The organism is Pseudomonas sp. P5_109, from assembly GCF_034009455.1.
In the GTDB taxonomy this organism is placed as follows: Bacteria; Pseudomonadota; Gammaproteobacteria; order Pseudomonadales; family Pseudomonadaceae; genus Aquipseudomonas.
Genome location: NZ_CP125380.1, coordinates 2,707,767 through 2,723,550, shown reverse-complemented (window position 1 = coordinate 2,723,550; position 15,784 = coordinate 2,707,767). Strand labels below are relative to the sequence as shown.

General features: G+C 62.2%; 12 protein-coding genes. 8 read left to right on the top strand and 4 right to left on the bottom strand.

Translation table 11 applies throughout. The features are described 5' to 3' along the window. Positions 1 to 525 precede the first annotated feature (525 nt). Positions 526 to 822, bottom strand: coding sequence for a DUF1330 domain-containing protein (locus tag QMK54_RS12425; protein WP_320402597.1), 297 nt, complete (start codon positions 820 to 822; stop codon positions 526 to 528). Positions 823 to 892: 70 nt separating this feature from the next. On the opposite strand from QMK54_RS12425, the gene ribBA reads away from it, so the two are divergent. The 6 genes from ribBA (at position 893) to QMK54_RS12395 (ending at position 8,965) form a co-directional block, all read left to right on the top strand. Next, positions 893 to 2,002, top strand: coding sequence for a bifunctional 3,4-dihydroxy-2-butanone-4-phosphate synthase/GTP cyclohydrolase II (gene ribBA / locus QMK54_RS12420; RefSeq protein ID WP_320402596.1), 1,110 nt, complete (start codon positions 893 to 895; stop codon positions 2,000 to 2,002). A gap of 304 nt (positions 2,003 to 2,306) precedes the next feature. Then, positions 2,307 to 3,332 (top strand): ABC transporter substrate-binding protein, encoded by a 1,026-nt coding sequence (locus QMK54_RS12415; RefSeq protein WP_320402595.1) that lies wholly within the window; start codon positions 2,307 to 2,309, stop codon positions 3,330 to 3,332. Continuing rightward, on the top strand, positions 3,329 to 4,273 hold the full coding sequence (locus QMK54_RS12410; protein ID WP_181432110.1) for an ABC transporter permease: 945 nt from the start codon (positions 3,329 to 3,331) through the stop codon (positions 4,271 to 4,273). The genes QMK54_RS12415 and QMK54_RS12410 overlap by 4 nt, the downstream gene beginning before the upstream one ends. A gap of 6 nt (positions 4,274 to 4,279) precedes the next feature. Continuing rightward, a complete protein-coding gene (locus QMK54_RS12405) occupies positions 4,280 to 5,089 on the top strand; it encodes an ABC transporter permease (RefSeq protein ID WP_007976227.1) in 810 nt (269 codons plus the stop codon). A 16-nt stretch (positions 5,090 to 5,105) separates the two neighbouring features. After that, positions 5,106 to 6,260, top strand: a complete 1,155-nt coding sequence (locus QMK54_RS12400) for an ABC transporter ATP-binding protein (RefSeq protein WP_320402594.1) — start codon at positions 5,106 to 5,108, stop codon at positions 6,258 to 6,260. A gap of 1,001 nt (positions 6,261 to 7,261) precedes the next feature. After that, on the top strand, positions 7,262 to 8,965 hold the full coding sequence (locus QMK54_RS12395; RefSeq protein ID WP_320402593.1) for an amidase: 1,704 nt from the start codon (positions 7,262 to 7,264) through the stop codon (positions 8,963 to 8,965). 131 nt (positions 8,966 to 9,096) lie between these two features. Here the strand turns inward: QMK54_RS12395 and QMK54_RS12390 are convergent, their stop codons facing one another. Beyond that, positions 9,097 to 10,095: a bile acid:sodium symporter family protein gene (locus tag QMK54_RS12390; protein ID WP_223596132.1), complete on the bottom strand. Its 999-nt coding sequence runs from the start codon at positions 10,093 to 10,095 to the stop codon at positions 9,097 to 9,099. An 85-nt stretch (positions 10,096 to 10,180) separates the two neighbouring features. Between QMK54_RS12390 and QMK54_RS12385 the strand changes: the two genes are divergently transcribed. Continuing rightward, entirely contained in the window at positions 10,181 to 10,969 is a 789-nt protein-coding gene (locus QMK54_RS12385) for a helix-turn-helix transcriptional regulator (protein ID WP_320402592.1), read from the top strand. A 193-nt stretch (positions 10,970 to 11,162) separates the two neighbouring features. Here QMK54_RS12385 and QMK54_RS12380 read toward each other — a convergent pair whose 3' ends face one another. Then, complete coding sequence (locus QMK54_RS12380; protein ID WP_110662962.1) at positions 11,163 to 12,257, bottom strand: polyamine ABC transporter substrate-binding protein; 1,095 nt, start codon at positions 12,255 to 12,257, stop codon at positions 11,163 to 11,165. Between the two features lie 215 nt (positions 12,258 to 12,472). On the opposite strand from QMK54_RS12380, the gene QMK54_RS12375 reads away from it, so the two are divergent. Beyond that, positions 12,473 to 14,053: a hypothetical protein gene (locus QMK54_RS12375; protein ID WP_320402591.1), complete on the top strand. Its 1,581-nt coding sequence runs from the start codon at positions 12,473 to 12,475 to the stop codon at positions 14,051 to 14,053. 183 nt (positions 14,054 to 14,236) lie between these two features. Here the strand turns inward: QMK54_RS12375 and QMK54_RS12370 are convergent, their stop codons facing one another. Continuing rightward, the gene (locus QMK54_RS12370; protein ID WP_110660757.1) at positions 14,237 to 15,562 is read right to left on the bottom strand and encodes an OprD family porin; all 1,326 of its coding nucleotides are present in this window, start codon (positions 15,560 to 15,562) and stop codon (positions 14,237 to 14,239) included. Positions 15,563 to 15,784 lie beyond the last annotated feature (222 nt).

Here is a 15,784-nt window from a genome sequence, read left to right as displayed (position 1 = left end):
TTGCAGGCCGCCATCGCTAGCAAGCCAGCTCCTACAGTTTGATTTGCGTGTATCTGCGAGGGATTGGTTGGCTGGCAGGCCGTCATCGCTGGCAAGCCAGCTCCTACAGAAAAGCAAAAAGCAAAAAGCAAAAAGCAAAAAGCAAAAAGCAAAAAGCAAAAAGCAAAAGCGGCGTACACCCATGCTCTTCACCACTCATCAGGCCGAGCGTTAGCTCGCCTGCAGCTCTTGATCTTGATCCACCCGCCCCCTCGGGAGGCTGAGTGGAGGTGTTCATCCGGGGATGGGCGCGCAGCGCCGTTCGACGCAGTCGAACTCATCGCATGTAGGTGCCAGCGAAGCCAACCGGAGGGCGATGCCCCCGATGAATGCCGGAGCGAAGGAACCCCGAGCCTAAGCGAGGGGCCGGACGCCAGGGGCGAGACCTTTTGGTTACTTTTGGGGCGTTTGCCAAAAGTGACCCGCTGTAAGAGCGGAACCATAAGCCGCCGTTACCGCAGAAACGGATATGTACTCAGCCGTTTTTCAGAGCCCCACCACCCCCTCGACAATGATGACCTCAGCCAAAGCCACCCCCAAACGAAACCCCCGAGCCTCCTGATACAACGCCGACCGATAACAAGCCACCGCCTGATCATACGAATCAAACTCGATCACCACACTGCGCTGCGGCGTCGACCGACCTTCCATCGCCTCACTACGCCCACCCCGAGCCAGAACCCGACCGCCATACAACGCAAACGCCTGCGGCGCCCGCCGAGTGTATTGGCTGTATTGATCAGGTTCAGTGACATCCACATGAGCAATCCAGTACGCCTTCATAGTGACCTCCCGGTTAGTTTTGTATTATGGTATACCAGATTACCCATTCAACAAACACCGAGACTCCAGCATGGCCTTCAACAGCATCGAAGAAATCATCGAAGATTACCGCCTCGGCAAAATGGTCCTGCTGGTCGACGATGAAGACCGGGAAAACGAAGGCGACCTGTTGCTGGCCGCCGACTGCTGCACACCCGAGGCGATCAGCTTCATGGCCCGCGAAGCCCGCGGCCTGATCTGCCTGACCCTGACCGACGAACACTGCAAGCGCCTGGGCCTGGAACAGATGGTGCCAAGCAACGGCAGCGTGTTCAGCACCGCCTTCACCGTGTCCATCGAGGCCGCCGTCGGTGTCACCACCGGCATCTCCGCAGCAGACCGTGCCTGCACCGTGGCCGCTGCCGTCGCCGCCAACGCCGGTCCTGCCGACATCGTGCAACCGGGCCACATCTTCCCGTTGCGCGCCCGCGAAGGCGGCGTGCTGACCCGCGCCGGCCACACCGAAGCCGGCTGCGACCTGGCACGTTTGGCCGGCCATACGCCCGCCTCGGTGATCGTCGAAGTAATGAACGACGACGGCACCATGGCCCGCCGCCCGGACCTGGAAGTGTTCGCGCGCAGGCACGGGATCAGGATCGGCACCATCGCCGACCTGATCCACTATCGCCTGAGCACCGAACACACCATCGTGCGCATCGGTGAGCGTGACCTGCCGACCGTGCATGGCACCTTTCGTCTGATCACCTTTGAGGATCGCATCGAAGGCGGTGTCCACATGGCCATGGTCATGGGCGATCTGCGCCGCGAGCAACCGACGCTGGTGCGCGTGCATGTGATCGATCCATTGCGCGACCTGGTCGGGGCCGAGTACAGCGGGCCGAGCAACTGGACGCTGTGGGCCGCGTTGCAGCGTGTCGCCGCCGAAGGCCACGGCGTGGTGGTGGTGCTGGCCAACCACGAATCCTCGCAGGCCTTGCTCGAGCGTGTGCCGCAATTGACTCAACCACCACAGCAGTTCAGCCGTTCGCAGTCGCGGATTTATTCGGAAGTGGGCACCGGCGCGCAGATCTTGCAAAACCTCGGCGTCGGCAAGCTACGCCATCTGGGCCCGCCGCTGAAATATGCGGGCTTGACCGGGTATGACCTGGAGGTGGTGGAGAGCATTCCATTCACCGAATAACCCTCGGTTTGGCGCCATTCCCTGTGGGAGCGGGCTTGCTCGCGAAGAGGGAGTGTCAGTCGGCCCAAAGTTGTCTGACACACCGCCTTCGCGAGCAAGCCCGCTCCCACAGGGGAATGCGTCGACACTGAAAATTCCACTTTCGGCTGATAGCCGGTACGGCAAAGTGCTTGCACAAAGCTTGGAATACCATAATATGATATTCCATAGACCGGACAGTCAGCACTGACTCGATGGACCTACTGCTCCCGATAGGCGGGCACTCGAAAGCCCCGCTCATAAACACAACAATGAGGGCGTGAAAATGGTGTTGAACAAACGTGCGACCGCGGTTCTTTTTGCGGGACTGCTGAGTGTGACCAGCCAGGCATTGCTGGCGGCTGAAAGCGTCAACTTCGTGAGTTGGGGCGGCAGCACCCAGGATGCGCAGAAGCAGGCCTGGGCCGACCCGTTCAGCAAGGCCAGCGGCATCACTGTTGTGCAGGATGGCCCGACCGACTACGGCAAGCTCAAGGCCATGGTCGAGAGCGGCAACGTGCAGTGGGACGTGGTCGACGTCGAAGCCGACTTCGCCCTGCGCGCCGCCTCCGAAGGCTTGCTCGAACCCCTCGATTTCAAAGTCATTGACCGCGACAAGATCGACCCGCGCTTTGTCAGCGATCACGGCGTCGGCTCGTTCTTCTTCTCCTTCGTCCTCGGCTACAACGAAAGCAAGCTCGGCGCCAGCAAGCCTCAGGACTGGTCCGCGCTGTTCGACACCAAGACCTACCCCGGCAAACGCGCCCTCTACAAATGGCCAAGCCCTGGCGTCCTTGAACTGGCCTTGCTGGCCGATGGCGTGCCTGCCGACAAGCTCTACCCGTTGGACCTGGACCGTGCGTTCAAGAAACTCGACACCATCAAGAAGGACATAGTCTGGTGGGGCGGCGGCGCGCAGTCGCAGCAGCTGCTGGCCTCCGGTGAAGCGAGCATGGGCCAGTTCTGGAACGGGCGGATTCACGCCCTGCAGGAAGACGGCGCCCCGGTCGGCGTAAGCTGGAAGCAGAACCTGGTCATGGCCGACATCCTGGTCATTCCCAAGGGTTCGAAGAACAAGGACGCGGCGATGAAGTTCCTGGCCAACGCCAGCAGTGCCAAGGGCCAGGCCGATTTCTCCAACCTGACCGCCTACGCCCCGGTCAACGTCGACAGCGTGCAGCGCCTGGACTCGGTGCTGGCCCCTAACCTGCCGACCGCCTACGCAAAGGATCAAATCACTCTTGATTTCGCGTACTGGGCCAAGAACGGTCCGGCCATCGCGACACGGTGGAACGAATGGCTGGTCAAATGAAAATGACGGCAACCGCGTCTCGTCCCTCAACGGCCACCGGGAGCGCCATTGGCGCTGCCGGTGCGGCATCCGCCCTGTCTGTTGCAAAGCAACCCTCGCCGTCGCTGAAACAGCGTTGGCGTGGCGCCAGTAACCTGGTCCCGGCCCTGCTGTTTCTCGGCCTGTTCTTTCTCGCGCCGCTGATCGGCCTGTTGCTGCGCGGCGTGCTGGAACCGGTACCGGGGCTGGGCAACTACGAGCAACTGTTCGCCAACTCGGCCTACGCCCGGGTGTTGTTGAACACCTTCTCGGTGGCGGGACTGGTGACCCTGTTCAGCCTGCTGCTGGGCTTCCCGCTGGCCTGGGCGATCACCCTGGTGCCCCGTGGCTGGGGGCGCTGGATCCTCAGCATCGTGCTGTTGTCGATGTGGACCAGCCTGCTCGCCCGCACCTACTCCTGGCTGGTGTTGCTGCAAGCCTCGGGGGTGATCAACAAGGCGTTGATGGCCATGGGCATCATCGATCAGCCGCTGGAGATGGTGCACAACCTCACCGGCGTGGTGATCGGCATGAGCTACATCATGATCCCGTTCATCGTGCTGCCGTTGCAGGCGACCATGCAGGCCATCGACCCGATGATCCTGCAGGCCGGTTCCATCTGCGGCGCCAGCCCCTGGACCAACTTCTTCCGGGTGTTCCTGCCGCTGTGCCGGCCGGGGCTGTTCTCCGGCGGCCTGATGGTGTTCGTGATGTCCCTCGGTTACTACGTCACCCCGGCCCTGCTGGGCGGTGCGCAGAACATGATGCTGCCCGAGTTCATCATCCAGCAGGTGCAGTCGTTCCTCAACTGGGGCCTGGCCAGTGCCGGCGCCGCGTTGCTGATCGTGATCACGCTGGTGTTGTTCTACTTCTACCTGAAGCTCCAGCCGGAATCCCCGGTTGGCGCCAGCAACGCGAGGTAAGCCGTCATGCTCCTGACCCCCAATGCCATGAGCCGGCGCATGCGCTTCGGCCTGTATGCCACCACCGGGCTGATCGGTCTGTTCCTGCTGCTGCCGATCGTGTTCATCGTGCTGCTGTCGTTCGGTTCATCACAATGGCTGGTGTTCCCGCCGCCGGGCTGGACCCTGAAATGGTACGGCCAGTTCTTCTCCAACGCCGACTGGATGAACGCGGCGATGGCCAGCCTCAAGGTCGCGGTGCTGACTACGTTCTTCGCCGTCGCGTTGGGCCTGCCGACCGCGTTCGCCCTGGTGCGGGGTCGCTTCCCCGGCCGGGAAATGCTCTACGGCCTGTTCACCCTGCCGATGATCGTGCCGCTGGTGATCATCGCCGTGGCGGTGTACGCGCTGTTCCTGAAACTCGGCTACACCGGGACCATGTTCGCCTTCGTGGTCAGCCACGTGATCGTCGCGCTGCCGTTCACCATCATCTCGATCATCAACTCGCTGAAGCTGTTCGATCAGTCGATCGAGGACGCGGCGGTGATCTGCGGCGCCTCGCGCCTGCAAGCGGTGTTCAAGGTGACCTTCCCGGCGATCCGTCCGGGGATGGTGGCCGGCGCCCTCTTCGCCTTCCTCGTCTCCTGGGATGAAGTGGTGCTGAGCGTGATGATGGCCAGCCCGACCCTGCAAACCCTTCCCGTGAAAATGTGGACCACCCTGCGCCAGGACTTGACGCCCGTGATCGCCGTCGCTTCGACGCTGCTGATCGGCCTCTCGGTGTTGGTCATGGTCATCGCCGCTGCCCTGCGCCGGCGCAACGAAATCAGCGCTTGAGCGCCAGGAGTACGACATGACTGCAGTGATCAAAGATTCCGCGCAGCAAAATGACAAACCCCTGGTCAGCTTGCGCAACCTGAACAAGCACTACGGCGACTTTGCCGCCGTGGACAACATCTCGCTGGACATCAAGGACGGTGAGTTCCTCACCTTCCTCGGCTCCAGCGGCTCGGGCAAAAGCACCACGCTGTCGATGCTTGCCGGTTTCGAAACGCCGAGCAGCGGCGAGATCCTGGTCAACGGCCAGTCGCTGGTCAACGTGCCGCCGCACAAGCGCGACATCGGCATGGTGTTCCAGCGTTACTCGCTGTTCCCGCATCTGTCGGTGCGCGACAACATCGCCTTCCCGCTGGCCATCCGCAAACTCGCCACTGCCGAGCGCGAGCGCCGGGTCGATGCGATGCTCAAACTGGTGCAGCTCGAGCAATTTGCCCATCGCCGCCCTTCGCAATTGTCCGGTGGCCAGCAGCAACGGGTCGCCATTGCTCGGGCGCTGGTCTACGAGCCACGCATCCTGCTGATGGACGAACCCCTCGGTGCACTGGACAAGAAACTGCGCGAAGACTTGCAGGATGAACTGCGCCAGCTGCATCGGCGCCTGGGCATCACCATCGTCTACGTGACCCACGATCAGGAAGAGGCCATGCGCCTGTCCCAGCGCATCGCGATTTTCAGCCACGGCAAGATCGTTGGCCTCGGCAGCGGTTATGACCTGTACCAGAACCCGCCGAACGCCTTTGTTGCGTCGTTCCTTGGCAACTCGAACTTCCTCAAGCTCAAGGCCCAAGGTAATGCGGTGGCCACCTTCGAAGGTCAGGCGCTGTCGATCCGCCTCACTGCCGGCCTGCAAACCGATCAGGACGTGCTGTTGATGGTGCGTCCGGAAAAAGCCCTGGCCCTGAGCAATGAACAAGCCCTTGCCGAACCGCTGGCCGCCGGCTGGAACGAAGTCTCGGCCCAGGTCGTGGAAGTGTTGTTTCTCGGCGAAAGCCAGACCTGCAGCGTGGTCACCGCGGGCGGCACCTCGATGACGGTCAAGGCACTGTCCGCCGCCGGCATGCCCCTCAAGGCCGGAGACCCGGTACGAGTGCGCTGGGCCACCGCCGATGCCTGCGTCTACACCGAATGGGCCGAAAGCGACCTGAACAAGGCTGCCGGCGCTCACTGATCCATTGGCCTGCACGTGCGGGCCACTATCATGAGTCACCCCTCGGGCCACCACAACGTCGGGTTGTGGTGGCCTTTTTTCTGGTAATTTCACGGCTTTGGCGTTCACGTCATTTCGACCCGGACGCGGTCCCCTGTAGGAGCTGGCTTGCCAGCGATGGTCGTTAACGATAACGCGTACGAACCGGATAAACGCGGTGCACTTGAGTCCATCGCCAGCAAGCCGGCTCCTACAGTTTGGCGTTCACATTATTTCGACTCGGACGCGGGCCCTTGGAGCTGGCTTGCCAGCGATGGTCGTTAACGATAACGCTGTGATCCAGATAAACGCGGCGCCCTTGCGTCCATCGCCAGCAAGCCGGCTCCTACAGTTTGGCGTTCACGTCATTTCGACCAGGACGCGGGCCCTTGTAGGAGCTGGCTTGCCAGCGATGGTCGTTAACGATAACGCGTACGAACCGGATAAACGCGGTGCACTCGAGTCCATCGCCAGCAAGCCGGCTCCTACGGTTCGGCGTTCACGTCATTTCGACTCGGACGCGGTCCCTTGTAGGAGCTGGCTTGCCAGCGATGGTCGTTAACGATAACGCTGTGATCCGGATAAACGCGGTGCACTTGAGTCCATCGCCAGCAAGCCGGCTCCTACAGTTTGGCGTTCACGTCATTTCGACCCGGACGCGGGCCCTTGTAGGAGCTGGCTTGCCAGCGATGGTCGTTAACGATAACGCTATGATCCGGATAAACGCGGCGCACTGGAGTCCATCGCCAGCAAGCCGGCTCCTACAGTTTCGCGGGAATGAGTGGAGAACCTTTTTTCTGTCGTCTGTAAGATAAATTGGACAACGGATTCCTAAAACCCCGGTTTAATGCTAAATAGTGCTCAGTATTTTTAACACCCGACCCCTGTCGTGCCACACAGTGCAACGAGAATAACGATATGAAAGTCCATTTCGAGAAAAGTGAAGTGTTTGGGACCCTCCACCTGCAAGCGGCGGTGGCAGCATGATCGAAGTTACCGAAGTCTCCATCGCCGAGCTGCGCGCCGCGCTCGAATCCGGCCAGACCACCTCGGTCGAGCTGGTCCAGGCTTATCTCGCGCGGATCGACGCGTATGACGGCCCGCAAACGCCAACGGCGCTGAACGCGGTCGTGGTGCGCAACCCCGAGGCGCTCGCCGAGGCGCAGGCCTCCGACGCCCGTCGCGCCAAGGGCCAGGTGCTGGGGCCGTTGGACGGCATCCCGTACACCGCCAAGGACAGCTATCTGGTCAAGGGTCTCACCGCCGCTTCCGGCAGCCCGGCCTTCAAGGACCTGGTCGCCTATCGCGATGCATTCACCGTCGAACGCCTGCGCGCTGGCGGGGCGATCTGCCTGGGCAAGACCAACATGCCGCCGATGGCCAATGGCGGGATGCAGCGTGGCGTCTACGGCCGCGCCGAAAGCCCGTACAACGCTGACTACCTCACCGCGCCTTTCGCTTCCGGTTCGTCGAACGGTGCCGGCACGGCGACCGCGGCCAGTTTCTCGGCCTTCGGCCTGGCGGAAGAAACCTGGTCGAGCGGCCGCGGCCCGGCCTCGAACAACGGTTTGTGCGCCTACACGCCCTCGCGCGGGGTGATCTCGGTACGCGGCAACTGGCCCCTGACCCCGACCATGGACGTGGTCGTGCCGTTTGCCCGGACCATGGCCGACCTGCTCGAAGTGCTCGACGTGGTCGTGGCCGATGACCCGGACACCCGTGGCGACCTGTGGCGCCTGCAGCCCTGGGTGCCGATTCCGAAATCGTCCGAGATACGCCCGCAATCCTATGCCGCGCTGGCCGCGAACAGCGAAGCGCTCAAGGGCAAGAAATTCGGCATTCCGCGCATGTACATCAACGCCGACCCTGAAGCCGGAACGTCCGAAGCACCGGGCATCGGCGGGCCGACCGGCCAGCGCATCAACACCCGCCCTTCGGTGATCGGCCTCTGGGAACAGGCGCGCAGGGCCCTCGAAGCCGCGGGCGCCGAAGTGCTCGACGTGGATTTCCCGCTGGTCTCCAACTGCGAAGGCGATCGTCCTGGCGCGCCGACCGTGTTCAATCGCGGCATCGTCTCCAAGGAATTTCTACACCATGAACTGTGGGACCTGACCGCTTGGGCGTTCGATGATTTCCTGCAGGCCAACGGCGACCCGAAATTGAATCGCCTCGTCGATGTCGACGGCCCGCAGATCTTCCCTCACGACCCGGGCACCCTGCCTAACCGCGAGGGCGACCTGGCCGCCGGCATGGACGAATACGTGCGCATGGCCGAGCGCGGCATCACCCCGTGGGACCAGATCAGCACAGTGCCCGACGGCCTGCGCGGACTGGAAAAGACCCGCAAGATCGACCTGGAAGACTGGATGGATCGCCTGGGCCTCGACGCGGTGCTGTTCCCGACGGTCGCCGATGTGGGGCCGGCGAATGCCGATGTCGATCCGCAATCGGCGGACATCGCCTGGAGCAACGGCGTGTGGGTCGCCAACGGCAACCTCGCCATCCGCCACCTCGGCGTGCCGACGGTCACCGTGCCGATGGGCGTGATGCCGGACATCGGCATGCCGGTCGGCCTGACGTTTGCCGGTCGCGCCTATGACGACTCGAAGCTGCTGCACCTGGCGTCGGCGTTCGAGTCGACCGGCAGCAAACGCATGATCCCGCCGCGTACCCCGGCGCTGCGGTAAAAGATCGGGCTGTAGGAGCGAGCCTGCTCGCGATGGTCGTTAACGATAACGCGTGTCTACTGGATAAACTCGGCGCGTTTGAGTCCATCGCCAGCAAGCTGGCTCCTACAGCAGACTCCAGTCCCGAATCATCAAGGATCGACCTGGGCCATCAGTTCCGGAATCGATTCCGGCCGCTTGGCATAACGCTGCGCCAGCACCGCACAGACCATCAGTTGAATCTGGTGGAACAACATCAGCGGCAGGATCAGCAAGCCAATGGTGCTACCGGCAAACAACACCTGCGCCATCGGCACGCCGGTCGCCAGGCTTTTCTTCGAGCCGCAGAAGAGAATGGTGATGCGGTCTTCCTGATTGAAGCCGAACGCCTTGCCCAGTACGGTCGCGGCCACCAACACCAGCGCCAGGACGATGCAGCAGACCAGCACCAGCCCAACCAGATCCAGCAACGGAATCTGCTGCCACAGGCCCTCGATCACCGCCTCGCTGAACGCCCCGTAGACCACCAGCAAGATCGACCCCTGATCGACGAACTTCAACCAGCTCTTGTTGCGCGCCACCCAGTTGCCGATCCAGCGCCGCGCGATCTGTCCGGCAATGAACGGCAGCAGCAACTGCACGCTGATCTTGAGGATAGCGTCGAGAGTCGAACTACCTTCGCCGTGCACGTTGAGCAGCAGGGTCACCAGCAACGGCGTGAGAAAAATCCCGAACAGGCTGGACGCCGCCGCACTGCAGATCGCCGCCGGGATGTTGCCCCGCGCCAGCGAAGTGAAGGCAATCGCCGACTGCACCGTGGCGGGCAGCGCGCACAGGTAGAGCATGCCCATGTACAGGTCATTGCCAATCAGCGGCGACAGCAACGGTTTGAGCGCCAGGCCGAGCAGCGGAAACAGCACGAAGGTCAGGCTGAACACCAGCAGATGCAGGCGCCAGTGCCCGGCACCGGCAATGATCGACTCGCGGGAGAGTTTGGCGCCATGCAGGAAAAACAACAGCGCGATGGCGATGTTGGTCAGCCAGCCAAAACCGACCGCGACCTGGCCGCTGGCGGGGAGCAGGCTGGCAAGCGTCACCACGCCGATCAGGGTCAGGGTGAAGTTGTCGGGTAACAGACGGGGGCGAGTCATGGGTTTGATCATCCGGGGGTTGCCAGTACGTGCAAGCGACTCTAACGTGACTGGATATTACCGACTAACGCCGATGAGCCAGCTGATGCCGCCTAAAGGACATGACAAGAGTGTTCGACGCAGTATTCCCGGGCTGTCCAGCCTGCCACGACCACTCTATGGTCGTACCGAATCGCTGCCCAATCGCGCATTGACCCGGCGCCACAGCCACCCATGGGTGCAACTTTCCTATGCGATCCAGGGCGTGCTCGAAATCCAGACCGGCGTCGGGCGTTTCGTCGCTCCGCCGGAGCGTGCGGTGTGGATTCCGGCGGGCATGCCGCACCGGGTGTTCAGTTCACCGCGCACGGAAATGCGCAGCCTGTACATCGATTGCAGCGTCTCGATGTGGACGCCACCGGGCTGTCATGTGTTGGGGGTCAGCGATCTGTTGCGCGAGTTGATCCGTGCCTTCAGCCAGGTTCCGGTGGAATACGATCAGGACGGGCCGCACGGTCGGTTGGCCCAGGTGATTCTGGATCAGTTGGCTGAGGCGCCGCAGATCGACCTGATGCTGCCCCTGCCCCAGGACAGCCGGTTGCGGCAAATCGCGCAAAGCCTGGAGGCGCATCCGGAGCAACAAACCACGCTGAGCCACTGGAGCGACAGATTCGGCGTCACCGAGAAAACCCTCAGTCGCCTGTTCCTGCGCGACACCGGCCTGACGTTTCGCGCCTGGCGCCAGCGTTTGCGCCTGCTCGGCGCCCTGACGCCACTGGAACAGGGCGAGCGCGTGACCGACGTTGCGTTGGCCTGTGGCTACGACTCGACATCGGCGTTTATCGCCGCCTTCCGCCAGCAGTTCGGCGAAACACCGGGGGAGTTTTTTCGCTGAGCCCTGCACCGTACAACCTGTGGGAACGAGCCTATGTGGCGAGGGGGCTTGCCCCCGTTGGGTCGCGGAGCGGCCCCAAAACCAAACAATGGGGCCTGTCTGGAAAAACGCATTGGCAGATTTTACGACTGCTTCGCAGTCGAACGGGGGCAAGCCCCCTCGCCACAGAGGCTCGCTCCTACAGGGATAGGGGTTACTGATCGGACTTGATGCTGGTCCAGACCCGCGTGCGCACCCGCTCGAGCTTTTGCGGCAATGGCTGCACCACATACAGCGTCGCCAGCGCTTCGCTGGTCGGGGTCAGGTTCGGGTTGCCGGTGATGTCCTTGTTGATCAGCGTCAGCGAGTCTTTGTTGGCATTGGGGTAGCCGAGGAAGTCGCTGATCGGTGCGATGACTTTCGGGTCCAGCAGGTTGTTGAGGAATTCGTGGGCCTCGGTGACGTTCTTCGCGCTTTTCGGGATGGCGAAGGTGTCGAACCAGATCGGCGCGCCCTCTTTCGGCAGGCGCCAGTCGACGACCACACCATTGCCCGCCTCTTTGGCGCGGTTGCCGAATTGATAGAAGCTGCCGGAGTAACCGATGGCCACGCAGATATCGCCGTTGGCGATGTCGGTCATGTACTTGGCGGAGTTGAAGTAGGTGACGTAAGGGCGAACCTTGAGCATCAGCGCCTTGGCTTTTTCGTAGTCATCGGGGTTCTGGCTGTTCGGGTCCAGCCCCAGGTAATGCAGGGCCAGCGGCAGGATCTCCGACGGCGAGTCGAGCATGGCGACGCCACAGGCCTTGAGCTTTTCCATGTTCTCGGGCTTGAACACCAGGTCCCAACTGTCCACCGGCGCATTTTCGCCCAGCGCCGCCTTGACCTTGGCCGGGTTGAAGCCGATCAGCACGGTGCCGTACATGTAGGGCACGCCGTACTGGTTGCCCGGGTCGTTCTTGTCCAGCAGCTTGAGCAACGCCGGGTCCTGGTGCGACCAGTTCGGCAACTTGGACTTGTCGAGTTTCTGGAACACCCCCGCCTTGATCTGGGTTTCGATGAACTGGTTCGAGGGCACCACCAGGTCGTAGCCCGAGTTGCCGGTGAGCAGCTTGGCTTCCAGGGACTCGTTGGTGTCGAAGGTGTCCCAGGTCACCTTGATCCCGGTGTCCCTGGCAAAATCCTTGGGGACGGACGGCAGGATGTAGTCCGCCCAGTTGTACACCCGCAATTCCTGTTGTTCGGCGTGCACCGCGCTGGCCAGCAGCGACAGCCCGCAGGCGGTGACGCCCAGTTTGATCGTGTGCATGGATCATTTCCCCAAGTATGCCGTGAGTGCTCTGATTCTTGCTGACGGCGTGGCCGGTTCACAGCGTGGGTCAGGCCAAAAGGGGATCGAAAAGGCCAATATAACTGTCCGCTTTGATCGGCAATGAATCGACAGTTAGTCCAAACTGCCGATGCCTGCGCACCCCGTTTGCTGCTTATTACGCTTCACACCAATAACAAGATCGCGAGGCTTCGATGCGTGCTCCACTTCTGCTTGCCCTGCCTCTGCTCGGCCTGCTCAGTGCCTGTTCCGAACCCTATGACCCGCAACCGCTGACCAGCACCGGCAATGCCACGTCCCAGATCGGCAGTGCCGCCGTGGCGCAACCGTTGAGCGGCGCCGTGCCCGCCAACCCCTTCATGGCCAGCAACGGCAGCAGCTATATGCATTCCGATGGCTATAGCTCCGACACGCACCCCGGCCCAGGCCCGTTAGGCCGGGACATGCAAACGAGCAGCCGTGATGGCAGTCGCAAGCCCGGCGGCATGTGCCCGATTCACACCTTCGATCAGCAGGGGCGCCTGGTGGTGTTGTGCGCCAACCTGATGCAATTCGAACTGCAACTGCTCGAACCGCGTACCCTCAAGCTGTTGGCCCGCTACCCGCTGCCGCCGCGACCGTCGACCTTCCACGCGTTGATTACCCTGGACCCGGACAAGATCATGGCAGACACCTCCGGCGCCTATTTCTATATCGATGAACAGAATCGCGTGGTCATCGCCGACGCCGAGCAGCACATCCAGCGCGTGGTGCATCGTCAGGACGCTGCCGGTGCGTGGTCGTTCGAAAAGGTTGATGACTGGGACCTGAGCGACAAGGTCCCGCACGATTGCGTGCGCCCGACCTCGTGGTTTCCCAAGGGCGAATGCGACCCCATCACCGGGGTCATGCCCGATCACCAGGGCTTGATCTGGTGGATCACCCGGCGTGGCCGCATCGGCACACTGAACCCCGACACTGGCAAGGTCCAGGGCACCCAACTGGCCAACGAAGAAATCCAGAACGGCATGTCGGTGGCGGCCGACGGCGTCTATCTGGTGTCCGATCACGCCATGTACCGCTTCGCCGCCGATGCCGACGGCAAGCCCGTGCAAGGCTGGCGCGAAGTCTACGACCGTGGCACCGGGCGCAAGGTCGGTGCGATCAACCAGGGCAGCGGCACCACACCGACCCTGCTCGGCGAGCGCTACGTCACCATCACCGACAACAGCGACGGGCGCATCAACCTGCTGGTCTACCGTCGCGAGCAGGACTACGCCGGCAATCGCCTGATCTGCAAATTGCCCGTGTTCGACAACAACGCCTCGGCCACCGACAACTCGGCCATCGGCTGGGGTCGCTCGATCATCCTCGAGAACAACGCCGGCTACACCAGCGCCTTCGCGCAGAAGGACTGGCAGGCCGTGCACGGTGGTATCAGCCGCATCGACATCCGTGCCGACGAGTCGGGCTGCGACCGGGTCTGGGAATCGAAAGAACGCTCGCCTTCGGTGGTGCCGAAACTCTCGGTAGGCAACGGTCTGCTGTACTTCTACACCTTCGAGCCGCAGGCCGACGGCGAGAACGCCTGGTACCTGATGGCGCTGGATTTCGCCAGCGGCCAGACCCGGTTCAAGGCGTTGAGCGGGGTCGGCCAGGCATTCGACAACAACTGGTCGCCGATCACATTGGCGCCGGATGGCACGGCCTATGTCGGGACGTTTGGCGGGTTGGTTGCGCTGTGGGACAAGGGGGTGAATGCAAGCAGCGAACCTGCACGCCTGAGCGAGAAGTAGACAATCCGGATACCTGAATGAGCCGGCTCCCTGTGGCGAGGGAGCTTGCTCCCGCTCGGCTGCGCAGCAGTCGCAAATTCTACCGACGCGGTATACCCGACCGAATGCTGGGGGCCGCTGCGCGACCCAACGGGAGCAAGCTCCCTCGCCACAATCAACGCTCTGTTCTATCGCTTTGCTCGCCTACAGCAACGACAAGGTGTAGTTGATGATGAACCGGGTCTGATCCACATTGCGGCCCGCATCGGTATTGGACGTGGCATTACGCAAGGAGAAACCCACCCCCTTGAACGTCCCTGATTGCAGCACGTAGTCCAGCGTCATGTCGCGCTCCCACTCGGACTGGTCGCTGGCGTTCTGCGCCTTGATGTCCGTGCCCTTCAGATACACGATCGAGGCTTTCAGGCCCGGCACGCCCAGGGGCGCGAAGTCGTAGGTGTATTGCCCGAAGTTCGTCTGCTCGCCGGCCCGGGCAAAGTTCTGGATCATCTTGTCGGTGGGCAGGTAGACACTGCCGCCGCCCGCCCCCTTGTCCACCAGGCTGCCCTGGTTGGGCTGGACGAAGTTGCTGCCATCGCCCACCTGTTGATGCCCCAGCGTGACCGCGTGCCCTCCATGGGTGTAGGTGACCATCGCAGACCAGGTGCTGTTGTCGATTTCACCGTCGTTGTCGTCGGTGTAGCCCGATACCCGATAGCCTTGCGCGCGCCCGGAGGCCGAGCTGTTGGCACCGCTGGAGGTGGTGCGGAAATAGCGCAGGTCGGTGGTCAACGAGCTGGCGCTGTCGATGGGCAGGATGTGCGTCAGTCCGAGGAAGTTCTGGTTGTAGAAGTCTTCCAGTTGCGCGAAGTAATACTGGGTCTTGAGCGTTTTGGTGAGGTTGTAGTCGGCGCCAGCGTAGTAGAACTTGTTGCTGTCCTGGGTGCTGCCGGCGACCGAGAGTCCTGTGCGATCCGTCGAGGCGCGCCCTACCGCGTGTTCAAGCACGCCGCTGGTCAACGTCAGGCCATCTATGTCGTTCGAGGTGACCTGCGCGCCGGTAAACGATTGCGGCAACACACGGGCATCGTTGGCGAGCAGGATCGGCAACTTTGGCAGCAAGGTGCCGTAGCGAAACTCAGTCTTGGCAAGGCGCATCTTCGCCGTAGGGCCGAAGCTGCTCCAGGCGGCCGCCGCGCCGTCGCCGTCAGAAGGAATCATGCCACTACCGACGTGGCGCCCTGCTCCGCTGTCCAGCGTGATGCCGAGCAACGCCTGGGCATCGAGCCCGAACCCCACCGCGCCCTGGGTAAACCCCGACTCATAGCGCAATACGAAACCCTGGGCCGCCTCTTCGGTTTTCGAAGGGTCCGCCGCGCCGTCACGATTGTCGCTGTTGAAGTACAAGGTGCGCATCGAGAGGCTGGCCTTGCTGTCTTCGAGAAAACCATGGGCGGCGGAATCGGCGGCCTGTGCACACAGCGAACCGGTGGCCAACAGGACTGCGGTGGGAATGGCGCGTTTGAACATACGGTGCTCCTGGGTGTTTCTTATCGTTATTTGAAGGTTTCATCGCCAGTCAGGGCCCGATTGCCGCCCACGCAACTGCGCTCAACACGAACGCGCAAGCAGGCGCGCCCGATGAGTGACATGCGCATCACAAGTTCGAGGTAAGGGTTTACTGAATGGCTTGTGAAACTCTTAAAACATTTCGAGAGGCTATTATCAAATGCGGTGAAAGTAGTTTTCGTG

Bases quoted from the DNA above. Each gene is read 5' to 3' on its own strand.
- QMK54_RS12380 (WP_110662962.1), bottom strand. From the start codon at position 12,257: ATGCACACGATCAAACTGGGCGTCACCGCCTGCGGGCTGTCGCTGCTG.
- QMK54_RS12415 (WP_320402595.1), top strand. From the start codon at position 2,307: ATGGTGTTGAACAAACGTGCGACCGCGGTTCTTTTTGCGGGACTGCTG.
- QMK54_RS12410 (WP_181432110.1), top strand. From the start codon at position 3,329: ATGAAAATGACGGCAACCGCGTCTCGTCCCTCAACGGCCACCGGGAGC.
- QMK54_RS12390 (WP_223596132.1), bottom strand. From the start codon at position 10,095: ATGACTCGCCCCCGTCTGTTACCCGACAACTTCACCCTGACCCTGATC.
- QMK54_RS12395 (WP_320402593.1), top strand. From the start codon at position 7,262: ATGATCGAAGTTACCGAAGTCTCCATCGCCGAGCTGCGCGCCGCGCTC.
- QMK54_RS12400 (WP_320402594.1), top strand. From the start codon at position 5,106: ATGACTGCAGTGATCAAAGATTCCGCGCAGCAAAATGACAAACCCCTG.
- QMK54_RS12405 (WP_007976227.1), top strand. From the start codon at position 4,280: ATGCTCCTGACCCCCAATGCCATGAGCCGGCGCATGCGCTTCGGCCTG.
- QMK54_RS12375 (WP_320402591.1), top strand. From the start codon at position 12,473: ATGCGTGCTCCACTTCTGCTTGCCCTGCCTCTGCTCGGCCTGCTCAGT.
- ribBA (WP_320402596.1), top strand. From the start codon at position 893: ATGGCCTTCAACAGCATCGAAGAAATCATCGAAGATTACCGCCTCGGC.
- QMK54_RS12370 (WP_110660757.1), bottom strand. From the start codon at position 15,562: ATGTTCAAACGCGCCATTCCCACCGCAGTCCTGTTGGCCACCGGTTCG.
- QMK54_RS12385 (WP_320402592.1), top strand. From the start codon at position 10,181: ATGCCGCCTAAAGGACATGACAAGAGTGTTCGACGCAGTATTCCCGGG.
- QMK54_RS12425 (WP_320402597.1), bottom strand. From the start codon at position 822: ATGAAGGCGTACTGGATTGCTCATGTGGATGTCACTGAACCTGATCAA.